The 22,430-nt window shown below is 59.5% G+C and carries 22 protein-coding genes and 1 tRNA gene; 19 read left to right on the forward strand and 4 right to left on the reverse strand.

Annotated features, from left to right (window positions below; translation table 11 throughout):
* The first annotated feature begins 82 nt into the window (after window positions 1–82).
* Window positions 83–2,767 (forward strand): cation-transporting P-type ATPase, encoded by a 2,685-nt coding sequence (locus OKC28_RS20220; RefSeq protein ID WP_270691028.1) that lies wholly within the window; start codon window positions 83–85, stop codon window positions 2,765–2,767.
* 232 nt (window positions 2,768–2,999) lie between these two features.
* On the opposite strand, the gene OKC28_RS20225 is transcribed toward OKC28_RS20220, so the two are convergent.
* Together OKC28_RS20225 and OKC28_RS20230 are read right to left on the reverse strand one after the other, a co-directional pair.
* Window positions 3,000–3,701, reverse strand: a complete 702-nt coding sequence (locus OKC28_RS20225) for an SDR family oxidoreductase (RefSeq protein ID WP_099992859.1) — start codon at window positions 3,699–3,701, stop codon at window positions 3,000–3,002.
* A gap of 88 nt (window positions 3,702–3,789) precedes the next feature.
* Window positions 3,790–4,197, reverse strand: a complete 408-nt coding sequence (locus tag OKC28_RS20230; RefSeq protein WP_005314974.1) for a hypothetical protein — start codon at window positions 4,195–4,197, stop codon at window positions 3,790–3,792.
* 108 nt (window positions 4,198–4,305) lie between these two features.
* On the opposite strand from OKC28_RS20230, the gene OKC28_RS20235 reads away from it, so the two are divergent.
* Window positions 4,306–5,205, forward strand: a complete 900-nt coding sequence (locus OKC28_RS20235) for an aldo/keto reductase (RefSeq protein ID WP_256683962.1) — start codon at window positions 4,306–4,308, stop codon at window positions 5,203–5,205.
* 78 nt (window positions 5,206–5,283) lie between these two features.
* On the opposite strand, the gene OKC28_RS20240 is transcribed toward OKC28_RS20235, so the two are convergent.
* Both OKC28_RS20240 and OKC28_RS20245 read right to left on the reverse strand, forming a co-directional pair.
* Window positions 5,284–5,562 carry an RNA recognition motif domain-containing protein gene (locus OKC28_RS20240; protein ID WP_011898630.1) on the reverse strand — a complete coding sequence of 93 codons (279 nt, stop codon included), beginning with the start codon at window positions 5,560–5,562 and terminating at the stop codon, window positions 5,284–5,286.
* Window positions 5,563–5,780: 218 nt separating this feature from the next.
* A complete protein-coding gene (locus OKC28_RS20245) occupies window positions 5,781–6,323 on the reverse strand; it encodes a hypothetical protein (protein WP_256683964.1) in 543 nt (180 codons plus the stop codon).
* 97 nt (window positions 6,324–6,420) lie between these two features.
* Between OKC28_RS20245 and OKC28_RS20250 the strand changes: the two genes are divergently transcribed.
* The 17 genes from OKC28_RS20250 to nuoI all read left to right on the forward strand — a co-directional run bounded on the left by OKC28_RS20250 (window position 6,421) and on the right by nuoI (window position 22,427).
* Window positions 6,421–7,200 (forward strand): amino acid ABC transporter ATP-binding protein, encoded by a 780-nt coding sequence (locus OKC28_RS20250; RefSeq protein ID WP_256683966.1) that lies wholly within the window; start codon window positions 6,421–6,423, stop codon window positions 7,198–7,200.
* Complete coding sequence (locus OKC28_RS20255; protein WP_017411548.1) at window positions 7,193–7,990, forward strand: amino acid ABC transporter permease; 798 nt, start codon at window positions 7,193–7,195, stop codon at window positions 7,988–7,990. The genes OKC28_RS20250 and OKC28_RS20255 overlap by 8 nt, the downstream gene beginning before the upstream one ends.
* 2 nt (window positions 7,991–7,992) lie before the next feature.
* Window positions 7,993–8,814 carry a transporter substrate-binding domain-containing protein gene (locus OKC28_RS20260; protein ID WP_270691024.1) on the forward strand — a complete coding sequence of 274 codons (822 nt, stop codon included), beginning with the start codon at window positions 7,993–7,995 and terminating at the stop codon, window positions 8,812–8,814.
* Window positions 8,814–9,689 carry an amino acid ABC transporter permease gene (locus tag OKC28_RS20265; protein ID WP_309266888.1) on the forward strand — a complete coding sequence of 292 codons (876 nt, stop codon included), beginning with the start codon at window positions 8,814–8,816 and terminating at the stop codon, window positions 9,687–9,689. The genes OKC28_RS20260 and OKC28_RS20265 overlap by 1 nt, the downstream gene beginning before the upstream one ends.
* On the forward strand, window positions 9,689–10,426 hold the full coding sequence (gene mepA / locus OKC28_RS20270; RefSeq protein WP_096119313.1) for a penicillin-insensitive murein endopeptidase: 738 nt from the start codon (window positions 9,689–9,691) through the stop codon (window positions 10,424–10,426). The genes OKC28_RS20265 and mepA overlap by 1 nt, the downstream gene beginning before the upstream one ends.
* Before the next feature lie 42 nt (window positions 10,427–10,468).
* Entirely contained in the window at window positions 10,469–11,074 is a 606-nt protein-coding gene (locus OKC28_RS20275; protein WP_005314946.1) for a LemA family protein, read from the forward strand.
* The gene (locus OKC28_RS20280) at window positions 11,071–11,805 is read left to right on the forward strand and encodes a TPM domain-containing protein (RefSeq protein ID WP_219598833.1); all 735 of its coding nucleotides are present in this window, start codon (window positions 11,071–11,073) and stop codon (window positions 11,803–11,805) included. Before OKC28_RS20275 ends, OKC28_RS20280 begins: the two co-directional genes overlap by 4 nt.
* 20 nt (window positions 11,806–11,825) lie before the next feature.
* Window positions 11,826–12,443 carry a TPM domain-containing protein gene (locus OKC28_RS20285; protein ID WP_005314938.1) on the forward strand — a complete coding sequence of 206 codons (618 nt, stop codon included), beginning with the start codon at window positions 11,826–11,828 and terminating at the stop codon, window positions 12,441–12,443.
* Window positions 12,444–12,711: 268 nt separating this feature from the next.
* Window positions 12,712–12,799, forward strand: a tRNA-Ser gene (locus OKC28_RS20290).
* A 386-nt stretch (window positions 12,800–13,185) separates the two neighbouring features.
* Window positions 13,186–13,590: an NADH-quinone oxidoreductase subunit A gene (locus tag OKC28_RS20295; RefSeq protein WP_021140926.1), complete on the forward strand. Its 405-nt coding sequence runs from the start codon at window positions 13,186–13,188 to the stop codon at window positions 13,588–13,590.
* A gap of 29 nt (window positions 13,591–13,619) precedes the next feature.
* Window positions 13,620–14,294, forward strand: a complete 675-nt coding sequence (locus OKC28_RS20300) for a NuoB/complex I 20 kDa subunit family protein (protein WP_005314925.1) — start codon at window positions 13,620–13,622, stop codon at window positions 14,292–14,294.
* Between the two features lie 2 nt (window positions 14,295–14,296).
* On the forward strand, window positions 14,297–16,102 hold the full coding sequence (gene nuoC, locus OKC28_RS20305) for an NADH-quinone oxidoreductase subunit C/D (RefSeq protein WP_270691025.1): 1,806 nt from the start codon (window positions 14,297–14,299) through the stop codon (window positions 16,100–16,102).
* An 80-nt stretch (window positions 16,103–16,182) separates the two neighbouring features.
* Window positions 16,183–16,725, forward strand: a complete 543-nt coding sequence (gene nuoE / locus OKC28_RS20310; protein WP_256683978.1) for an NADH-quinone oxidoreductase subunit NuoE — start codon at window positions 16,183–16,185, stop codon at window positions 16,723–16,725.
* On the forward strand, window positions 16,722–18,107 hold the full coding sequence (gene nuoF, locus OKC28_RS20315) for an NADH-quinone oxidoreductase subunit NuoF (protein WP_256683980.1): 1,386 nt from the start codon (window positions 16,722–16,724) through the stop codon (window positions 18,105–18,107). The genes nuoE and nuoF overlap by 4 nt, the downstream gene beginning before the upstream one ends.
* Before the next feature lie 55 nt (window positions 18,108–18,162).
* On the forward strand, window positions 18,163–20,910 hold the full coding sequence (nuoG, locus tag OKC28_RS20320; protein WP_270691026.1) for an NADH-quinone oxidoreductase subunit NuoG: 2,748 nt from the start codon (window positions 18,163–18,165) through the stop codon (window positions 20,908–20,910).
* Entirely contained in the window at window positions 20,907–21,875 is a 969-nt protein-coding gene (nuoH, locus tag OKC28_RS20325; RefSeq protein WP_005314900.1) for an NADH-quinone oxidoreductase subunit NuoH, read from the forward strand. Before nuoG ends, nuoH begins: the two co-directional genes overlap by 4 nt.
* Window positions 21,876–21,884: 9 nt before the next feature.
* Window positions 21,885–22,427: an NADH-quinone oxidoreductase subunit NuoI gene (gene nuoI / locus OKC28_RS20330; RefSeq protein ID WP_058395410.1), complete on the forward strand. Its 543-nt coding sequence runs from the start codon at window positions 21,885–21,887 to the stop codon at window positions 22,425–22,427.
* The last annotated feature ends 3 nt before the right edge of the window (window positions 22,428–22,430 follow it).

The following is a 22,430-nucleotide window of genomic DNA, read 5'->3' on the forward strand; positions in this document are numbered from 1 at the left end:
ATGACTCATGATGAACCCTGTTCCATGGCTCCAGATGACAAACATGATCTCATATCAGGGACTTGTTCGCACCTTCCATAGCATCACATCAGATTGTGCCCTCAAGCGACAAGCATCTTCCTGCTCAGGTCTGAGCCAGAACGAAGCCAGTGTTCGACTGGCCAAATACGGCGAAAATCGCTTGCCGCAGACGGCCAGGCGTAGCGACTTCATACGCTTCTTGCTGCATTTCCACAATATTCTCATTTATGTCCTGCTTGCTTGCACTGTGGTGACTGCCGCACTGGAGCACTGGGTTGATACGGGTGTGATTCTGGCCGTCGTCATCGCCAATGCTCTGATCGGCTTCATTCAGGAGGGCAAGTCAGAAAAAGCGATGGATGCCATCCGCCATATGCTGGCACCCAATGCGAATGTCATTCGCGATGGGCAGCGCCTCAGTATTGCAGGCGATCAACTTGTTCCTGGCGATATTGTATTGCTGGAGGCTGGCGACAAGGTGCCTGCCGATCTGCGGCTACTCACAGCGCTCGGATTGTCGGTGCAGGAGGCGATTCTGACCGGTGAATCTGTGCCGGTAGAAAAACACTGTGAACCAGTGGTGGAGAACGCACCGCTCGGTGACCGCTGCTGCATGGTGTTCTCCGGCACCATGGTGACCAGCGGACAAGGTAAAGGTGTCGTCGTCGCGACGGGAGCTAGTACCGAGATAGGACGCATCAGTGGCCTGCTTTCAGGTGTAGACGTGCTCACAACCCCTCTGGTGCAACAGATGGGTGTATTTGCCAAATGGCTCACCATACTGATCCTGCTGATCGCATCGTTGTTGCTCGGATATGGTTACTTTGTCGGACATCAAGACTTTACCAGCATGTTCATAGCGGTGGTGGGGTTGTCAGTTGCCGCCATCCCCGAAGGCTTGCCCGCAGTGCTCACCATCACTCTTGCCGTGGGCGTACAAGCCATGGCGAAGCGCAATGCGATTGTGCGCCACCTGCCAGCGATTGAAACCCTCGGCTCTGTGTCCGTCATCTGCACTGATAAAACCGGCACCCTGACCCGCAACGAAATGATGGTAGCCTCAGTGCTAACCCATCAGCATATGTTCACGCTGGAGGGCGAAGGTTATGCGCCTGAAGGCGCCTTGACACACGAGGAGGCTCGGATTGCACCGTCTGAACATGCCGTATTGGAAGAACTGGCCCGCGCAGCCACACTTTGCAACGATGCCGCCTTACGCGAGCATGAGCAGGTGTGGACAGTAGAAGGTGACCCAATGGAAGGGGCGCTGCTTGCCTTCTCTGGAAAAATGGAGATGGATATTCGCAAGGAGCAGGCAGCCTGGACACGTACTGATGCTATTCCCTTCGATGCCAAACACCGCTTCATGGCAACCCTGAACCATGATCACGAACGCCATGGGTTTATATTCGTCAAAGGTGCGCCAGAGCGGATCCTTGTCATGTGCGCGGATCAGCGCAGTACCAACAACAAGACAGAAGCACTCAATACGGCCTACTGGAACGACAGAGCAGAAGGCATTGCCGCACGCGGACAACGTGTGCTGGCCTTCGCCGTGAAATCGGTCAAACCCGAGCACACTGTATTGGAACACAGCGAGGTTGAAGGCACGCTCACATTGCTGGGCATGGTAGGTATGATTGACCCGCCGCGTACCGAGGCAGTAACGGCCGTGGCAGAATGTCACTGTGCAGGCATTCGGGTGAAGATGATCACCGGCGATCACGCCAAGACAGCGGCGGCCATTGGCAAGCAGGTTGGCCTGCAAAACGCTGACAAGGTACTCACTGGCGCAGACCTTGACAGCATGGATGATGCATCACTACAACAAGCCGTTTTGCACTGCGATATTTTCGCCCGTACCAGCCCTGAGCATAAATTGCGGCTGGTAATGGCTTTGCAATCCCACGGCATGACGGTCGCGATGACGGGAGACGGGGTGAACGATGCCCCTGCCCTGAAGCGTGCCGATGCCGGTATTGCAATGGGAAAAAAGGGCTCGGAAGCCGCCAAGGAAGCCGCCGAATTGGTACTGGCGGATGATAACTTCGCCTCCATTGTCGCCGCAGTGCGCGAAGGGCGAACCGTGTATGACAATATAAAGAAAGTGATCAGCTGGACACTGCCCACCAACGCAGGCGAAGCCATGACCATCATCATAGCGCTGTTGCTTGGTGTCACACTGCCCATCACGCCGATTCAGATTTTGTGGGTCAACCTTATCACGGCGGTCACCCTCGGCATTGCGCTGGCGTTTGAGCCGACCGAAGAAAATACCATGCGTCGCCCACCACGCCCTCGCCATGAGCCTATCTTAAGTGGCGAGCTGGTATGGCACATCGCATTGGTTTCTCTACTTTTTCTCTGCGGTGTGTATGGGATCTATTCATACGCCATGGATAGCGGCTATTCTGTCGAGCTCGCCCGCACACTGGCGGTGAATACACTGGTAGTGATGGAAATCTTCCATATGTTCTTCATCCGCAATATCTATGGCACGTCGCTGACATGGCAAGCGGTGAGAGGAACCAAGACAGGATGGACAACCGTTATCATCATTGTCATTGCACAATTCGCCATCACCTATTTGCCTGTGATGCAGGCCATATTCGCCACAGAGTCAATCCCCTTCTGGGATGGCGTCTTGGTCATTGCCATTGGTGTCGCGCTGTTTACCATTATTGAAACCGAAAAGCAGATTCGTCTGGCATTTAAACGCATGAAGGGAACAGGACAGCCGGTTTAGTCTTTTACAGACAGACCCGCGTGTCATCTATTAACCATACCCTGAACCCGGGTGGTATTGGCTAGTTGCACAATCTGTCAAAAGATAACGTGAAATCCTGGTTATCTTGTTTCCAGCAGATGCTCTTCTACTTGGGATGGTTATCTGAAGCACTCGACGGGGATCTGAATTAACCGCCAGCTCCAGTGGCAGGAGACTATCCGAGTTGACTCAGCCAGAGTGACAAAACGGTTTACCAAGGCAAGGGCACCCCATTCAGATCCAAGAGTTGTCCCGATTGGTTCAAAGATAATCCATTGAGTAGATTAAGCAGTTTGACGGCGACCTCGGCTGGGTTCTGCCACTGTTCTGCTGGCAGCTCCGTCAAGAAGGGAGTGTTCATCGGGGAATCCATCAGCCCGGGAGCCACGGCAATAACGCCAGCTTGCGGGAAACTGCGCGCCCACTCATGGGCAAGGGTCCTGACCCCCATGTTGAGGGCCGCCTTGCTCATGCGGTAGCTGTAACGTTCCCCTTGTTCATTTGCGCCTATGGCTCCCGCCAGATCAGAAATGGCACAGAGCCAGACTCGGCTATCCTCCGCCATCAGGCGGCCAAGCCGGGCAGCCACGGCCAGGGTGGGCCAGGCATTGGCCAGCAGGCTGTCACACAGCCACTTGGGATTGACCTCCTCAACCCGCTTCTCCGGCATGAAGTTGATATCGTGCAACAGGCCTATGGTGTTGATCACCACGCTCGGCAGGGCGACTGTGTCATAGAGGGTGAACAGCGCATCGAAAGAGAGCGGATCCACCTCCTGCAACGGAAAGTAGCAGGCCGGATCCAGCCCTTTTGGCAGTTGCCTGCCCGCCAGTACCAGCTCCTCGCCACGGGCTGACAGCTCCCTGGCCAGCGCCGTGCCCAATCCACCACTGCCCAAGATCAGATAGCCCATCACCCTCTCCCTGGATTGACTGCCTGTTTAGAGGTTATCAGAATAATGACCGCTTGCCGCCAAGGGGGGCGGCAACCCCCATACGGCTTTATGCCTCACCCAGATGTTTGCCAAATTCCCGTGCCAGCGCCAGATCCAGAAAACCATCTGCCTTCTTGTGGCTGCGCAAGAACTGGTAATACGCGAGCAGGGTGACCAGCTGTTTTTCATCTGGCAGGGATTGCTCGGGAACCAGCTCCTGCAACAGGGTGCCGGCGGCGGCCAACGCCTCCCGATCCACCACTTCCGCCTGTCGATAAAGGTAGCCACAACCGGTGGCGAGCCACTCCAGCGAACAGTTGGCTCCCATGGCAATCTGGTTTGCCTTGCCAAGGCCGGGCTCGGCTCCCTTCAGGTACTTGCGTATCAGGGCTTCACTCAAACCCACCTTGCGGGCGAAAGCGCTGACACTGCCCTCCCCGATCAGACTCTGCAACCGCGCGGCAAATCCGTCCATCATAAATCCCGTCAGAACTAAAGTTCGAATGAACAAAAACCACATTATTGCCTTGCCAGGCAGAAGAGACCAAGATGCTGGCAGCATTTATTCCCCAAGGAGTCACCCATGTCTGTATCTCGCCTCGCCCTGCACGCCCAGGGCCCGACCTTCTCTCGCCTTATCATGGGCTACTGGCGTCTGATGGAGTGGCAGCTCTCCCCGGCCGCCCTGCTCGATCTGATGAAGTACCACCTGGACCTGGGGGTGACCACCATAGATCACGCCGATATCTATGGTGGCTACCAGTGCGAAGAGGCATTTGGCAATGCCCTGCGCCTGGAACCCTCCTTGCGTGACCGGATGGAAATCGTCAGCAAGTGTGGCATCGCCCTCACCGCCAAGCCTGAACATGCCCTCAACCACTATAACACCGGCAAGGCGCACATTATCGCCAGTGCCGAGGACTCCCTGCGCAAACTCGCGACCGATCACCTGGATTTGTTGCTGATCCACCGTCCGGACCCCCTGATGGATGCCGATGAGGTGGCCGATGCCTTTATCAGCCTCAAGCAGGCGGGCAAGGTGAAACATCTGGGGGTGTCCAACTTCAGTGCCCGCCAGTTCGAGCTGCTGCAGTCCCGCCTGCCCTTCCCGCTGGTCACCAATCAGCTGGAGATATCGCCCCTGAATCAGAGCACGACGCTGGATGGCACCCTGGATCTCTGTCAGCAACTGCGCATCAAGCCCATGGCCTGGTCCTGCCTGGGTGGCGGACGCCTGTTCGATGGCCAGGAGTATGCGCCGCTGCGCGCCGAGCTCGAGCAGATCCGTCATGAAGTGGGAGCCCAGAACATAGAGCAACTGGTGTACGCCTGGGTAATGATGCTGCCGAGCCAGCCGCTGCCGCTGATTGGCTCAGGCAAGCGGGAGCGGATTGCCGCTGCCGTGGCAGCCGAGTCCATAGCGCTCACTCGCCAGCAGTGGTTCCGCATTCGCAAGACGGCGCTTGGTTACGACGTACCCTGACCCCTGCTTGATGGCCCAATCGCGCGCAAACAAAAACGGCATGGGAAAACCCATGCCGTTTTGCATTAACGAGGCAACTCAACGATGACGCTGGGGGCGACCACGTGGTGCATCTGTCTTCGGTTTGGCTTGGTTGACTGTGATGGTACGGCCACCGATCTCGGTGCCATGCAAACCGGCGATGGCCTTTTCGGCATCGCCATTAACAGGCATTTCAATAAAGCCAAACCCCTTGGACTGACCGGTATCTCGGTCGATGATGATATCGACCTTGTCTACCTGTCCAAATTGGCTGAACACGGTTGTCAGTTCGTCGGCCGTCATCCGGTACGACAGATTACCTACGTAAATCTTCATGCCATCCACTCTCGATTCAAGGTGCCTTCTCTATCCCATCACCAACACAAAGGTAAGGGCACAACCCCCATGCCGGACCTGCCAGGGCGTCATGCCTTGGCACTCCCCGTTCTGCTCACTCAAGTCATTGATCTCTTGGGTGAACAGAACAGGCAAGATCAATTCGAGTCACTGGCAGTATCTGAGCTTTGAGATGGATTGTCGAGAAAATAGTCAGCTCAAACCGGGAGCAGCTCGTTCAGCATACCCTTGATCGCCCGGCGGCTATGCCAGGCTCGTTTAAAGCCAAAGCGGTAGATGCCAGGGGCTACCTCATGGGTCCCTTCGCGGCCCAGCCCCATCAGTGTGGTCGCCGCAGCAAGCTGCGCACCATCGAGCCTAAGGTCCAGACTGAACGCCAGCCACTGACCGTCATGACCTACCTTGTACTCCCGTTCGATGGCCACCAGCGCCGTTTTAGGCAAGGCCAGGGCCTGATCATCGCTGCCGTTGAGCAGATAGAGGTGCTCGTCATCCCAACCCAGTTCGGCCAGCCGCCAGCGTTGCCAACTGCGTGGCAGAGAGACCAGGATCCCTGTGATGCCCCCGAAGCTCACCCCAACCCAGTGGAGCAACCCCATGGCACCCCGTCCATACCACAAGGAGGCAGCCACCACGCCCCAACTCGTCAGCAACAACAGAAAAATGACGCAGCGATAGGGCATTGCCGGCGGCATCAGCAAGCGAACCCCGGGGGTTGCCAGCAAGGATGTAATTCGCATGAAAGGTTCCTGTGACCGTGAAATGGCGCCATTGTGAATAGACCTCACGGGACTGACAAGGGGGTTTTCTTTGTCATCCCCCTATAAAATCAATACCATGGCATCAAGGATACTCAATGGGACTTGTTTCTTGACCAGCTCGCAGCCCTGTGTGCGCTTTTGTGGCGTCAACAAATTCTACGGTGACTTCCAGGCCCTGCATCAGATTGACCTCACCATAGCGCGGGGGGAGAAGTGGGTTATCTGCGGCCCGTCAGGCTCGGGAAAATCCACGCTGATCCGCACCATCAATGGCCTGGAGGGGATAGACAGCGGCCAGCTGTTCCTGTTTGGCGAGCCCGTTACCCCCGCCTACCTGCGTCGCCTGCAAGGGCGAGTCGGCATGGTGTTTCAGCAGTTCAACCTGTTCCCCCATATGACGGTGCTGGAAAACCTGATGGTGGCACCTGTGCATACGCTGGGACTGAGCACGCAAGCAGCCAAAAACCGTGCCCTCGGCCTGCTGGAACGTGTACGCATTCAGGCCCAGGCCGACAAGTACCCCCACCAGCTCTCAGGTGGCCAGCAACAGCGCGTGGCCATCGCCCGCTCCCTCTGCATGCAGCCGGAACTGATGCTGTTTGATGAGCCTACCTCGGCCCTCGATCCCGAGATGATCCGCGAGGTACTGGATGTGATCCGCGAGCTGGCTGACGAGGGAATGACGCTTATCTGCGTCACCCACGAGATGGGGTTCGCCCGCCAGGTGGCGGATCGGGTGCTCTTCATGGATGAGGGCAAGATCATCGAATCCGCCCCGCCGGCCCAGCTGTTCAGCACGCCTGCCCACCCGAGAACCCGTGCCTTTCTCGAGCAGGTGCTCAGCTACCATGGCTGATACCCGACCCACCCGCCTCGCCAGCTGGCTGCTGGCAATCCTGTTGCTGATCCTGCTGCTGGGCTGGGTGCTCTACAGTGGCGCCCATCAGATGGGTTATGAGTGGCAGTGGCAGCGGGTCGGCCCCTTTCTCGGGGAGTGGGAAGATGGCGACTTCTACCCTGGCCCACTGCTCAGCGGCTTGCTGGTCACCCTGCAAGTCGCCTTGCTCAGTCTGGCAGGCACCCTGGTCGTCGGGTGTTCCGTCGTCAGCCTGCGTCTGCTTCCCTCTCGCCTGGGCCCCTGGCTTGCCGTCACCTATCTGGCGCTGGTGCGCACCACTCCCCAGCTGGTGCAACTCTACATCCTCTATTTTCTGCTGGGCCCCATGTTGGGACTGGCCCCGCTCGCCTGCGCCGTGCTGAGTCTCTCCCTCTATCAGGGGGCCTTCACCGCCGAAGTATTGCGAGCAGGAATACAGGCCATCCCCAGCGGACAGTGGGAGGCAGCACGCTCTCTTGGTTTGTCACGGGCCATCACACTGCGCAAAGTGATACTGCCGCAACTGGTTCGTATCGTGCTGCCTCCGCTCACCAACGAGCTGGTGTCCCTCATCAAGCACTCGGCGCTGGTGAGTGTCATCGCCATCTTCGATCTCACCAACGAAGGGCGTACTCTGGTGGCCGATACCTTCCTCACCTTTGAGGTGTGGTTCACCGTGGCCGCCCTCTATTTGCTGTTGACGCTGACACTGTCAGCCTGTTCGCGGGCGCTCGCCCGTCATCTGGATCCGGAACAACAAGGACGCTAACCATGTCACTCTCGTTCAAAACCGCCCTGTCGGGCGCAGCCCTGCTCTTTACCGCTCTCTTTACCCCTGCCCAGGCAGAAGGCGAGGCATCTGCCACCCTGGCGCAGATAGAACAAAGCGGCACCCTGCGGGTTGGCATGTCCACCTTTGCCCCCTGGGCAATGCGCGACAAACAAGGCGTCCTCATCGGCTTCGAAATCGATGTTGCCCGCCGCCTGGCCACCGACAACGGCTGGCAGGTCGAATTCGTCCCCACCGCCTGGGATGGCATCATTCCTTCCCTGCTGGCAAAAAAATATGACGTCATCATAGGTGGCCTCACCATCACACCCGAACGGGAGAAGAGCGTGCGCTTCACTCAGGCCTACTCCCACTCAGGCATCCAGCTGGCCGCCTCAAAGGCGCAGGCCCAGGACAAAAAGACGCTGTCCGACTTCAATCAGCGCGGCGTTATTCTGGCGGTGCGCCGTGGCGCCTCACCGGTGCAGGTCGCCAAGGAGAACTTCCCCAAGGCGACCCTGCGCCAGTTCGATGATGAATCCCAAGTGTTTCAGGAAGTACTGAACGGCCGCGCCCACGGCGCCCTCTCCTCTTCCCCGAAACCGGAACAAGAGACACTGCGCCACCCCAAAGCTCTTTTTATGCCATTTGCCGAACCGCTGTCGCAAGGCAGCGAAGGCTTTGCCCTGCGCAAAGGGGATGACGCCCTGGCCGAGCAGTTCAACGAGTGGATCGCCGCCCGTCAGGCCGACGGCTGGCTCAAGGCCCGTCATGACTACTGGTTCAAGTCGCTGGCATGGGAAGCCCAGGTCGCCAATCCCTGATGCTGATTGCCATCAAACGCGCCACCCGAGCCGTCGGCTGGCTCGATGGGATACTCATGCTGATACTGCTGCTGGCAGGCATGTGGCTTGCCAGCAGATTGCACCTTGGCGTGGCCTACCAATGGCACTGGCAGGCCGCCTTCGAGCTGCTGTTCACGCGCGGCCCCCAGGGTGAGCTGCCCTATTTTTTCAGCGGCTTGCTCACCACCTTGCGCATCGCCCTGCTCGGCATGGTGCTGGCGCTACTGCTGGGCACTGCGCTGGGTCTGGCGGCATTCAGCCGCCGTCCCTGGCTGGTGTTGCCGGCGACCCTGTTCATCCAGTTGATCCGCAATCTGCCGCCGTTGGTGTTTATCTTCATTTTCTACTTCTTTATCGCCAATCAATTACTGCCGGCGAGCGGCCTCTCCCGCTGGCTCGGCACTCTGTCACTTCCCCCCTGGCAAGAGGCGCTGCTGGGCCCGCCCGCCAGATGGGAGAACCTCATCTCTGGTACCCTCTGTGTCGGCATGATCAGCGCCGCCTTCGTCGCCGAGATAGTCCGTGCCGGTCTCGCGGCCGTGCCCAAAGGGCAGTGGGAAGCGGCGCAGAGTCTGGGGCTCTCGCCCCGGGTGCGGCTGCGCCGGGTGATCCTGCCCCAAGCCATGTTGCTGATGCTGCCTCCCCTCACCGGCCAGCTCATCGCACTGGTGAAGGATACCGCTATCGTTTCCCTCATTTCGGTGCAAGAGCTCACCTTCGTCGGCACCGAGATGGCCAACTCCAGCGGGCTGATTTATGAAATCTGGCTACTGGTGGCAGCCGCCTATTTATTGATATGTTTGAGTCTGTTTGTGCTGCTCAGCCGACTCGAAGCAAAACAAGGAGCCCATTGATGCTGACGTCCCTGTTACTGGCCTCTGTACTGCAGGCCGAGGCGATCGGCGGTTATGCCGCCGGTTGCCTCAAAAACGGCATGGCCCTGCCACTGGAGGGACCCGGGTATCAGGTGATCCGCACCAAGCGGTTGCGTTACTACGGTCATCCCGACCTCATCCACTATCTGCAGGGGCTGGCCAACCAGACTCGCATGGCTGGCATGCCGGATCTCTATATCGCCGATCTGGCGATGGCCCGCGGCGGCCCCTTTACCTCGGGCCATCGCAGTCACCAGACGGGCCTGGATGCCGACATCTGGTTTCGCATGGCCAACCGCCCCATCAGCAAGTGGGAGCAGGATGCCCCCAGGGAGTGGGCGCTGATCGACGAGCCCAGCTATCGGGTATTGCCGGGTCGCTTCGGCCCGGAGCAACTGAACCTGTTGCGACTGGCTGCCAGCAAGCCCGAGGTGGCGCGCATCTTTATCAACCCCGTCATCAAGGGCGAGGTGTGCAAACGGGCCGCCGATGAGCCCTGGGTTGCTAAACTGCGCCCCTGGGTCGGCCACTTCAGCCACTTTCATGTGCGGTTGCGCTGCCCCGTCGGCAGCCCGGATTGCGAGCCACAAGCCCCCATTCCCCCCGGCAATGGCTGCGGCGCCGAGCTGGCCTCCTGGCTCAAGGACAAGCCACAGCTACCCAAGGTCTCCGGTATCAACAAAATGCCTATCCTGCCCGCCCGTTGTGGCAACTGACCCCAAGCTGGTATGGTGGGCCCATATCCGCTAGAAATTTCAATGGAGAACAACAAGATGGCCACTTCACTCTGGCGCAGCACCACGCAGAGCCTGTTGACACTGACCCTGCTGCTGGGATTGACCGGCTGCGGCATGAACAATATTCCGACCCTGGATGAGCAGGTCAAGGCGAGCTGGGGCCAGGTCGAGAATCAGTATCAGCGCCGCGCCGATCTCATTCCCAATCTGGTGGCCACCGTCAAGGGCTACGCCAGCCATGAGCAGGAGACCCTCAAAGCGGTCACCGATGCCCGAGCCAGAGTTGGCAGTGTGCAGGTGAGCGATCCGGCCCAGCTCAAGGAGTTTGAAGCGGCCCAGAACCAGCTCTCCAGTGCCCTCTCCCGCCTGATGGTGGTGGTTGAACGCTATCCGGATCTCAAGGCAGATCAGCAGTTCCTCACCCTGCAGGCGCAGCTGGAAGGCACCGAGAACCGCATCTCGGTAGCACGCCGTGACTACATAGAGGCGGTGCGCCAGTTCAATACCGAGATCCGCACCTTCCCCGGCGTCATCTGGTCCAAGCTGCTCTATTCGGATCTCGAAGCCAAACCGAGTTTCAGTGCCAAACCCGGGGCTGAAGAGGCGCCCAAGGTCAGCTTCCAATGAGCAAGCTTGCCCGCTGGTTGCTGCCCTGTCTGTTGCTCTGGACCGCAGTACTGCAAGCCGCTCCCGACTTTCCGGCCCTCAGCGGCCGGGTCGTGGACGAGGCAAACCTGATGTCCCGCAAGCAGGCCCACCAGCTGACCCAGCAACTGGCCGCGTTTGAAAAACGCAGCGGCATCCAGCTGGTAGTGGTGTCCATCGACAGCCTGGATGGCGAGACCATAGAGGAGTACGGCTATCAGCTCGGTCGTCATTGGGGCATAGGCCAGAAGGGAAAGAACAACGGTGTGCTGCTGTTGATTGCTCAAGATGAGCGCAAAGTGCGTATCGAAGTGGGCTATGGGCTGGAGGGTGCCCTGCCCGATGCCATTGCCGCCAACATCATCCAGACCCGGATCCTGCCCGCCTTTAAACGTGGCGACATGGTTGCGGGCGTGGTGGCCGGCAGCCAGAGCATCATGCAGGCACTGGCGGGTGAATATCAGCCAGTGGACACCGCCAAGAAAGAGGACAAGCTGGGTGGTCCCTGGCTGTTCATTCTGATGGTGATTGTGATGATAGTGCTGCATAACCTGCGCGGAGGCGGTGGGGGCGGTGGCAGTGGTCGACGCCGCGCGGCTTTTCTGGCCGGTGGTTTTGGTGCCGGTAGCTTCGGCGGCAGAGGAGGTGGCGGCGGTGGCTTCAGCGGTGGCGGCGGCAGTTTTGGTGGCGGTGGTGCCTCCGGTGGTTGGTAACAGGAATAAAGAGACAGACCATGATTTCTAAACAGTTCTTTCACACCCTGCAGGCCAAGGTTCGCGAGGCGGAGCTGGAAACAGACGCCGAGCTGGTCACAGTACTGGCCCCGGCCAGCGACGGCTATCGCTACATTCCCACCCTGTGGGCAGCCCTGATTGCCATGCTCACCCCCCTGCTGGTGTTCGAACTCGGCTTCTGGCTCGGCTGGTACGAGATACTGCTGGCACAGTGGTCAGTCTGGTTGCTGCTGAGCATACTGTTCCACTGGACTCCCATCAAAATGTACCTGATCCCGAAGAAGGTACGCAGGCACAGAGCCGCCCTGATGGCGCGCCTGCAGTTTGTCGAGCAGGGGCTGCACCGCACCCGTGACAGGCTGGGGGTGCTGATCTTCGTCTCTGTGGCCGAGCACTATGTAGAGATACTGGTGGATGACGGCATCGCCCAGCATATCGACAATGACCAATGGCAGGCGATCATCGATGACTTCACCCGCCGGGTACGCAACAAGGAGGTGGAGCAGGGATTCCTCGAATGCGTGGAGCGCACCAGCGCCATCTTGACCGACGCCTTCCCGGCTACCCGGGATCAAAACGAGCTGCCTGACAGCCTGATCATCCTGGACAAGCCCTGATCGGGTTTAAAATACCGGCATTTTGTTCAAGGGATAGCCGCTCGATAAAGATTATGAAAAATAAGGGGAAAAGTGGTTGACCCAGACAGCCCTTTCCCCTAAATTACGCCCCGTTCCGGCGCAACAGCGCAGCGAACTCAGTGTTGGCCGAGCACGTTAAACTCTGGTCAAAAATTTGGTGTGGTGTCCGAGAGGCTGCCCACCGACGAAGTCGGCAAGAAAGCACGCACAGCGTGCTCCGAAAGCCACTTCAAAGCAGTAAAAATTTGGTGAGGTGTCCGAGTGGCTGAAGGAGCACGCCTGGAAAGTGTGTATACGGCAACGTATCGAGGGTTCGAATCCCTCCCTCACCGCCAAATTTAAAAAACCGACCTCAGGGTCGGTTTTTTGCTTTTGGGCCGGCCTATCCTCTGCTGCCGACTCTCCTTCCTCTACTCTTACCAAGATTGCATGCTGCAGTGTTGGCCGCTCTCCCCTCTGCCCGACCAAATTCCCTTCATTCCCCTCTCGCTGTGTAAACCCGCCACCTTTGCCCATCTCTACGAAACACTGTTTTGCGGGCTTGTTCCAACCGTTGAAAATCATTCTCAAATGGGAAAATTGACCCTTGTAGCAAAAAACGATTTTACCCCCATCGATTAATTATTAATCCCCTGAAATGACATGTAAATCAGTATGAAAGTGCCATAATGCGTAACATTATTGTTAAGTCACGTGATTAATTTGGTTAGGGAAAATCTCTATGTTTGCTGATATTGCTGTTCAACATTGGGCTTTTGCCATTTATGTCATTGCGGCCATCTGCCTCTGTCTGGTGATGATCGGCCTCGCCGCCCTGCTGGGTGGCCGCGCCCACGGCCGTGCCAAAAACAAGCCCTTCGAGTCTGGCGTCGATTCGGTGGGTAACGCCCGCCTGCGCTTCTCCGCCAAGTTCTATCTGGTTGCCATGTTCTTCGTCATCTTCGACGTGGAAGCACTTTACCTGTTTGCCTGGTCTGTTTCCGTTCGGGAAAGCGGCTGGGTCGGCTTCATCGAAGCCGCCATCTTTATCGGCTTGCTGCTGGTAGGACTCCTCTACTTGTGGCGTATCGGCGCCCTCGACTGGGCACCGAAAAAACGCGCCCTGACCGACAAGAAGCCTGACTGACTTACTGATTCTCTCTTTGAGGTTGCACCATGAAGTACACCCTGACCCGGATTGACCCGGATGCGCCCGTTGAGCGCTATCCACAGGAACAGAGCCAGACCGTCGATGACCCGCTGGCACAAGACGCGACGCGCGGCATCATGATGGGGCGTCTTGAGGAGGTGCTGCAAGACACCGTCAACTGGGGTCGCAAAAACTCCCTCTGGCCCTACAACTTCGGCATCTCCTGCTGCTATGTGGAGATGTGTACCGCTTTCACTTCCCCCCATGACGTGGCCCGCTTCGGTGCCGAAGTGATCCGGGCTTCGCCCCGTCAGGCGGATTTCATGGTGATTGCAGGGACCCCCTTCATCAAGATGGCGCCGGTGATCCAGCGACTGTATGAACAGTTGCTCGAGCCCAAGTGGGTCATTTCCATGGGTGCCTGCGCCAACTCGGGCGGCATGTATGACATCTATTCAGTGGTACAGGGGGTAGACAAGTTCCTGCCGGTCGACGTCTATATTCCGGGCTGCCCGCCCCGTCCCGAGGCCTTCCTGCAAGCCTTGATGCTGCTGCAGGATTCCATCGGCAAGGAACGCCGCCCCCTCTCCTGGGTCGTCGGCGATCAGGGGATCTACCGTCCCGACATGCCGGCTGAGAAAGACCGCAAACGGGGCGAGCGGATCAAGGTGACCAACCTGCGCACGCCGGATGAGATCTGACCATGAAACTGACTCGCGATTTTCCCAGCAATGACACCATGGCCCAGTGGCAACCCAGCGATCACCAGGATGCCCAGGTAGTCGGCGAACTGTTTGCCCACTTCGGTGCCGAGCGTTTCACCGTGCAGAGTACCCGTACCGGCGTACCCGTGATCTGGCTCGCCCGCGAACTGCTGCTGGACGTGGTGGGCTTTTTGCGTAAGCTCCCCTCCCCGTTCGTGATGCTGTATGACCTGAGCGGCACCGACGAACGGCTGCGCAGCCATCGTGACGGCCTGCCCCAGAGCGACTTCACCGTCTTCTATCACTTCATCTCCATCGACCGTAACGCCGATGTGATGCTCAAAGTGCCCCTTGCCGAGAGCGACCTGCATCTTCCCACCCTCACAGGCCACTTCCCCAACGCCAACTGGTATGAGCGGGAAGTGTGGGATCTGCTGGGCATAACCTTCGACGGTCATCCCCATCTGACCCGCATCATGATGCCCAAGAGCTGGCAGGGTCACCCGCTGCGCAAGGACTATCCTGCGCGGGCCACCGAGTTCGATCCCTTCATGCTCGATGCCGCCAAGCAGGACATGGAGCAGGAGAACCTGCTGTTCAAGCCGGAAGAGTGGGGCATGGCCCGTGGCAACGAGAACGAGGACTATATGTTCTTGAACCTCGGTCCCAACCACCCCTCCGCCCACGGCGCCTTCCGACTGGTGTTGCAACTCGATGGCGAAGAGATCCGCAACTGCGTGCCCGACATCGGTTATCACCATCGCGGTGCTGAAAAGATGGGTGAGCGCCAGTCCTGGCACAGCTATATCCCCTACACAGACAGGGTCGAGTATCTGGGCGGGGTAATGAACAACCTGCCTTACGTGCTGGCAGTGGAGAAACTGGCCGGCATCAAGGTGCCGAACCGGGTCGACGTGATCCGGGTGATGATGGCGGAGCTGTTCCGCATCCAGAGCCACCTCCTGTTCCTTGGCACCTATATCCAGGACGTGGGGGCCATGACCCCTGTCTTCTTTACCTTCACCGACCGGCAGAAGATCTACACCATCATCGAAGCCATCACGGGTGCCCGCATGCACCCGGCCTGGTTCCGTATCGGTGGCGTGGCCCACGACTTGCCCAAGGGATGGCAGCGACTGGTGCAGGACAATCTGCTGAGCTGGCTGCCCAAGCGTCTGATGGATTATGAAAAAGCCGCCATGCGCAACAGCATTTTGCGCGGGCGCACCATTGGCGTCTCCGCCTATACCACTGAGCAGGCGCTCGCCTGGGGCACGACGGGGGCGGGTCTGCGGGCCACGGGCCTCAACTTTGACGTGCGCAAATGGCGCCCTTATTCGGGCTATGACCAGTTCGACTTCGAAGTGCCGGTGGGCAGCAATGGCGATGCCTATGACAGGGCCACGGTACGCATCGAGGAGATCCGCCAGAGCCTGTCGATCATAGAGCAGTGCATGAAGAACATGCCGGAAGGGCCCTTCAAGGCGGATCACCCCCTCACCACACCGCCCCCCAAGGATCGCACCCTGCAAGACATAGAGACGCTGATCACCCACTTCCTGCAAGTGTCGTGGGGCCCTGTGATGCCGGCCGCCGAGTCGTTCCAGATGATAGAGGCCACCAAGGGGATCAACAGTTATTACCTGACCAGCGATGGCTCCACCATGAGTTACCAGACCCGGATCCGCACACCGAGCTTTGCTCACCTGCAACAGATCCCCTCCGTGATCAAGGGCAGCATGGTGTCGGATCTCATCGTCTATCTGGGCAGTATCGATTTCGTTATGTCGGATGTGGACCGTTAAGTGATCCCGCCTCCCGGCCATGGCCGGGAATCGGGATCGCCGGACGAGCAGTAAAAGGACAAGCCACCAAAGGTCAAGTCATGAGCCAGCAATGTCAGTGTCACAATAATCAGACCCCACAGGGGCAAGGGGCATGCAGCAGCAAGCAGGACGACTTCGTTCTGAGCCAGGCTGAACGCGATGCCATCGAACACGAGAAACACCACTACGAAGATCCCCGCGCCGCCAGCATCGAAGCGCTCAAGATCGTGCAGCAGGCCAGGGGCTGGGTACCGGACGGTGCCATTTATGCCATCGCCACCGAGCTCGGCATTCCCGCCAGCGACGTGGAAGGGGTCGCCACTTTCTACAGTCAGATCTTCCGTCAGCCGGTAGGCCGCCACATCATCCGCGTCTGTGACAGCATGGTCTGTTACATCAACGGCCACGAAGGGCTGCTGGCCGGCCTCAAGGAAGTGATGGATCTGGCCCCTGGCCAGACCAGCGCCGATGGCCGCTTCACCCTGCTGCCCGTCTGCTGCCTCGGCAACTGCGACAAGGGCCCGGCCCTGATGATCGATGACGACACCTATGGTGGGCTCGATGCCGCCACACTGATCAAGACACTGGAGGCTTATCCATGAGTCTTCCAACCAACAAGATCCTCGCCTCTCTCGGCACCGCCAACCGCACGCCCCGGGCCCCCGAGACTCATCCGCTCACCTGGCGACTGCGTGACGATGGTCAGCCGGTCTGGCTGGACGAATACCGGAGCAAGCAGGGTTATGAGGCTGCCCGCAAGGCGCTGGGCCAGATGAGCCCGGATGAGATAGTCGGCACCGTCAAGGATGCCGGTCTCAAGGGTCGTGGCGGCGCCGGCTTCCCCACAGGGGTGAAGTGGGGGCTGATGCCCAAAGACGAGAGCATGAACATACGTTACCTGCTCTGCAATGCCGACGAGATGGAACCCAATACCTGGAAAGATCGCCTGTTGATGGAGCAACTGCCCCATCTGCTGATCGAGGGCATGATCATCTCCGCCAAGGCGCTCAAGGCCTATCGCGGCTATATCTTCCTGCGCGGTGAATACGTGGATGCCGCCATCCATCTGCGCCGTGCGGTGATCGAGGCCAAGGCCGCCGGCCTGCTCGGCAAGAACATTCTGGGATCCGGCTTTGATTTCGAGCTGTTCGTCCACACCGGCGCCGGTCGTTACATCTGTGGCGAAGAGACGGCGCTGATCAACTCACTGGAAGGGCGGCGCGCCAATCCGCGCGCCAAGCCCCCCTTCCCCGCCGTCTCCGGCGTCTGGGGTAAACCCACCTGCGTCAACAACGTCGAAACCCTGTGCAACGTGCCCGCCATCATAGGCAACGGCGTGGCCTGGTATCAGGGGCTGGCGCTGCCGGGTTCTGAAGATCACGGCACCAAGCTGATGGGGTTCTCCGGCAAGGTGAACAACCCCGGGGTCTGGGAGCTGCCCTTTGGCATCACGGCCCGCGAGCTGTTTGAGCACTACGCCGGTGGCATGAAACCAGGCTACCGCCTCAAGGCGTGGCAACCGGGCGGGGCTGGCACCGGCTTCCTGCTGCCAGAGCACCTGGATGCCCAGATGTATACCGCCGGTATCGGCAAGGTCGGCACCCGCATGGGGACGGGTCTGGCCATGGCGGTCGATGACAGCGTCAGCATGGTAGGGCTCTTGCGCAACATGGAAGAGTTCTTCGCTCGCGAATCATGCGGTTGGTGCACCCCGTGCCGTGATGGCCTGCCCTGGAGCGTCAAGCTGCTGCGGGCGCTGGAGCGTGGCGAGGGACAGCAAGGGGATCTGGCGACCCTGGAGCAGCTTTGCAATTTCCTTGGGCCGGGCAAAACCTTCTGTGCCCACGCGCCCGGCGCCGTCGAGCCCCTTGCCAGCGCACTCAAGTATTTCAGATCCGAATTCGAGGCCGGTATCAAGGGGCCAAGCGACCATCACTCGCTGCTCAAAGGGATCCAGCCCAATCTGCTGGGCGAACGCTGGTAAGCACCAAGGCGCATCGGGCAATAGCCGATTTCACCATAGGTTTCAGGAACGTTGTATGGCGACCATTTTTGTAGACGGTAAAGAGTACGAGGTAGACGGGGCAGACAACCTGCTGCAGGCCTGTCTGTCGCTGGGTCTGGACGTCCCCTATTTTTGCTGGCATCCGGCGCTGGGTAGCGTGGGTGCCTGCCGCCAGTGTGCGGTCAAGCAGTATCAGAATGCCGACGACAAGCGCGGCCGGCTGGTCATGTCCTGCATGACCCCCTCTACCGATGGCACCTATATCTCCATCGAAGACGAAGAGGCGAAAGAGTTTCGCAAATGTGTGGTGGAGTGGCAGATGACCAACCACCCCCACGACTGCCCTGTCTGTGAAGAGGGCGGAGCCTGCCACCTGCAGGACATGACGGTGATGACAGGCCACAACAGCCGTCGCTACCGCTTTACCAAGCGTACCCACCAGAATCAGGAACTGGGGCCCTTCATCAATCACGAGATGAACCGCTGCATCGCCTGTTATCGCTGCGTGCGTTACTACAAGGATTACGCCGGGGGCGAGGATCTGGGGGTCTATGGCGCCCACGACAACGTCTATTTCGGCCGGGTCGAAGATGGCACCCTGAAGAGCGAATTCTCCGGCAACCTGGTGGAGGTCTGCCCCACCGGCGTTTTCACCGACAAGACCCACTCAGAGCGTTACAACCGCAAGTGGGACATGCAGTTTGCCCCCAGCGTCTGCCAGCAGTGCTCGGTGGGCTGCAACATCAGCCCGGGTGAGCGTTATGGCGAGCTGCGCCGCATAGAAAACCGCTTCCATGGCGGCATCAATCACTACTTCCTGTGCGATCGTGGCCGCTTTGGCTATGGCTACGTCAATCTGGCTGACCGTCCCCGTCAACCGCTGCTTCGGGTAGACAAAGAGCCGCGCGATGGCAACGACCCGCTGGCCATCACTGTGGATGGCGCCCTCAACCGCGCCGCCGATGCCCTGCGCACCGCCAGCGCCGTCATCGGCATCGGCTCACCGCGCGCGTCGCTGGAGAGCAACTTCGCCCTGCGCGAACTGGTCGGGGCCGACAACTTCTATTGCGGCGTTGAGCAAAGCGAGTGGGCGTGTCTGCAAAAGATGCTGCACATACTGCAGCACAGCGGTATTCGCACGCCGAGCCTGCGGGACATGGAAGAAGCCGACGCCATTCTGGTGCTCGGTGAAGATGTCACCATGAGCGCCGCCCGTATCGCCCTGGCGCTGCGCCAATCGGTCAAGGGCAAGGCCCGTGACATCGCCCGCAAAATGAAGGTGGACTTGTGGCAGGTCGCCGCTGTGCAGACCCTGGGCCAGAATGAGCGCTATCCGCTGCTCATCACCAGCCAGGACAGCACCCGCCTCGACGACGTGGCGGCAGAAAAACTGCACGCGCCCCATGCGGATCAAGCCCGCCTCGGCTTTGCCATCGCCCATCTGCTCGACAGCTCGGCGCCAGCACTGTCCGATCTCGGCCAAGAGCAGCAGGCGCAAGCCGCTCGCTGGGCCGACCTGCTTGGCAATGCCAAAAAGGCGCTCATCATCGCAGGCTCGGGCGCCCGCACCCCGGCATTGATCGACGCGGCCAGCAACATCGCCCGCGCCCTCAAAGGCCGCGGTCAGGACGTCAGTCTGGCACTGGTGGCACAAGAGGCCAACAGCCTGGGGCTGGCCATGCTGGCCGGCAACGCCGCCCCGCTGGAAGCCGCACTCACCCGCATCGAGGCCCAGGATAATCTGGCGCTGGTGACCCTGGAGAACGATCTCTACCGCCGTGCCCCGCGCAATCGGGTCGATGCCGCCTTCAATCGTCTGCAACACCTGCTGGTCATCGATCATCAGGCTACCCAGACCGCTCAAAAAGCCGATCTGGTGCTCCCTGCCGCCAGCTTTGCCGAAGCCGATGGCACCCTGGTCAATATGGAGGGGCGTGCCCAGCGCTTCTTCCAGGTCTATGCCCCCGCCTTCTACAACGCCGACATTCAGGTGCGTGAAGGGTGGCGCTGGCTGGCCGCGCTGCAAGGCGCCCTCCTGCGCCAACCGCTGCGCTGGCAGACCTATGAGCAGATAAGCCATGACTGCGCCACCAGCCATCCGCTGCTGGCCACCATGCAGGAAGCGGCCCCCAACGCCGGATTGCGGATCCGTGGCATGAAGCTGGCCCGTGAACCGCACCGCTACAGCGGCCGCACCTCCATGCTGGCGGATCAGAACGTCAGCGAACCCAGAGTGGCACAAGACCCGGATTCCCCCTTCAGCTTCTCCATGGAAGGCTATGCAGGTGCACGTCAGCCGATGCAGCAGGTGCCGTTCGCCTGGGCGCCGGGGTGGAACTCTCCCTCTGCCTGGAACAAGTTCCAGAGCGAGGTAGGTGGCAACCTTAGGGCCGGCGATCCCGGTCGCCGTCTGCTGGAGCCGGGCGACGACACCCTGGATTGGTTCGATACCATTCCTGCCCCCTTCACCGCCCAGGAAGCCCTGCAGGTGGTCAACTATGACCAGCTGTTTGGTGGCGAGGAGCTCTCCGCCAGAAGCCCCGTCATACAGGCGCGCATGAACGAACCCGAGCTGGTGCTGAACCCGGCCGATGCGGATCGCCTTACCCTCAAGGCGGGCAACCAGGTGAGCTTCTCCTGGGGTGGCAACCACTGGCGTCTGAAGCTGCGACTGAGCCATGCCCTGGCGCAGGGCCTGCTGGGACTGCCCCTTGGAGTGAACGGTCTGCCGACCGCACTGCAACAGGCCTATATCAACAACCTGCAGGAGGCCATCGCATGAGTGATTCCCTGATCGACCTGTTGCTGGAGGTTGGCAAGGCATTGATAGTGCTGGTGGGGATAGTGGGGGCTGGCGCCTTCATGAGCTTCATCGAACGCCGCCTGCTGGCCCTGTGGCAGGACAGATACGGCCCCAATCGGGTGGGCCCGTTCGGTCTGCTGCAACTGGCAGCCGACATGATCAAGATGTTCTTCAAGGAAGACTGGATCCCGCCGTTCGCCGATCGCCGGATCTTTATCCTGGCTCCCATCATCGCCTTCACCGCCTTTATTCTGGCGTTTGCCGTGGTGCCGCTCACCCCAACCTGGGGCGTGGCGGATCTCAACGTGGGGCTGCTCTACATCCTGGCTATCGCGGGGCTCGCTGTCTATGCCGTGCTGTTCGCCGGCTGGTCGAGCAACAACAAGTACTCATTGCTCGGCAGCCTGCGCGCCTCTGCCCAGACCCTCTCCTATGAAGTGTTCCTGGGGCTCTCCCTGATGGGGATAGTGATCCAGACCGGCAGCTTCAACCTGAGAGACATAGTCGAGGCCCAGGCCGGCTTGTGGAACGTGGTGCCCCAGATACTGGGCTTCATTACCTTCCTGTTTGCCGGCGTCGCCGTCACCCACCGTCACCCGTTTGACCAGCCGGAGGCCGAGCAGGAGCTCGCCGACGGTTATCACATCGAGTACGCGGGCATGAAATGGGGTCTCTTCTTCGTGGGCGAATACATCGGCATAGTGCTGATCTCCTCCCTCATAGTGACCCTGTTCTTCGGTGGCTGGCATGGCCCCTGGCTACCCCCTTTCATCTGGTTTGCCCTGAAGACCGCCTGTTTCATGGTGTTCTTCATCCTGCTGCGGGCTTCCTTGCCAAGACCGCGCTTTGACCAGGTGATGTCGTTTGGCTGGAAAGTCTGCTTGCCGCTGACCCTTGTCAATATGCTGATCACCGGCGCTGTGGTGCTGATAAATGTGCAGTGAGGCACGACTATGAAAATCATTAACATCATAAAGGGTGTCGGCACCCAGTTACGTAGCCTGGGCATGGTGTTCTCCCATGCCTGGCGTCCCCGCGAGACCCTGAGCTATCCGGAGGAATCCGTCTATAGCACGCCCCGCTACCGTGGTCGTATCGTACTGACCCGTGATCCGGACGGTGACGAGCGCTGCGTGGCGTGCAACCTGTGCGCCGTGGCCTGCCCGGTCGGTTGCATCTCGCTGCAAAAAGCCGAACGCGACGATGGCCGCTGGTATCCCGAGTTCTTTCGCATCAACTTCTCCCGCTGCATCTTCTGCGGTTTGTGCGAAGAAGCCTGCCCCACTACCGCCATCCAGCTGACGCCGGATTTCGAAATGGGGGAATACCGCCGCCAGGATCTGGTGTACGAGAAAGAAGATCTGCTGATCAGCGGGCCCGGCAAATACCCGGACTACAACTTCTATCGCATGAGCGGGATGGCCATCGACGGCAAGCCGAAAGGGGATGCCGAGCACGAAGCCAAACCCATCGATGTCAAAAGCCTGCTGCCCTGAGGA

This window comes from Aeromonas sp. D3, assembly GCF_027705025.1.
In the GTDB taxonomy this organism is placed as follows: domain Bacteria; phylum Pseudomonadota; class Gammaproteobacteria; order Enterobacterales; family Aeromonadaceae; genus Aeromonas; species Aeromonas salmonicida.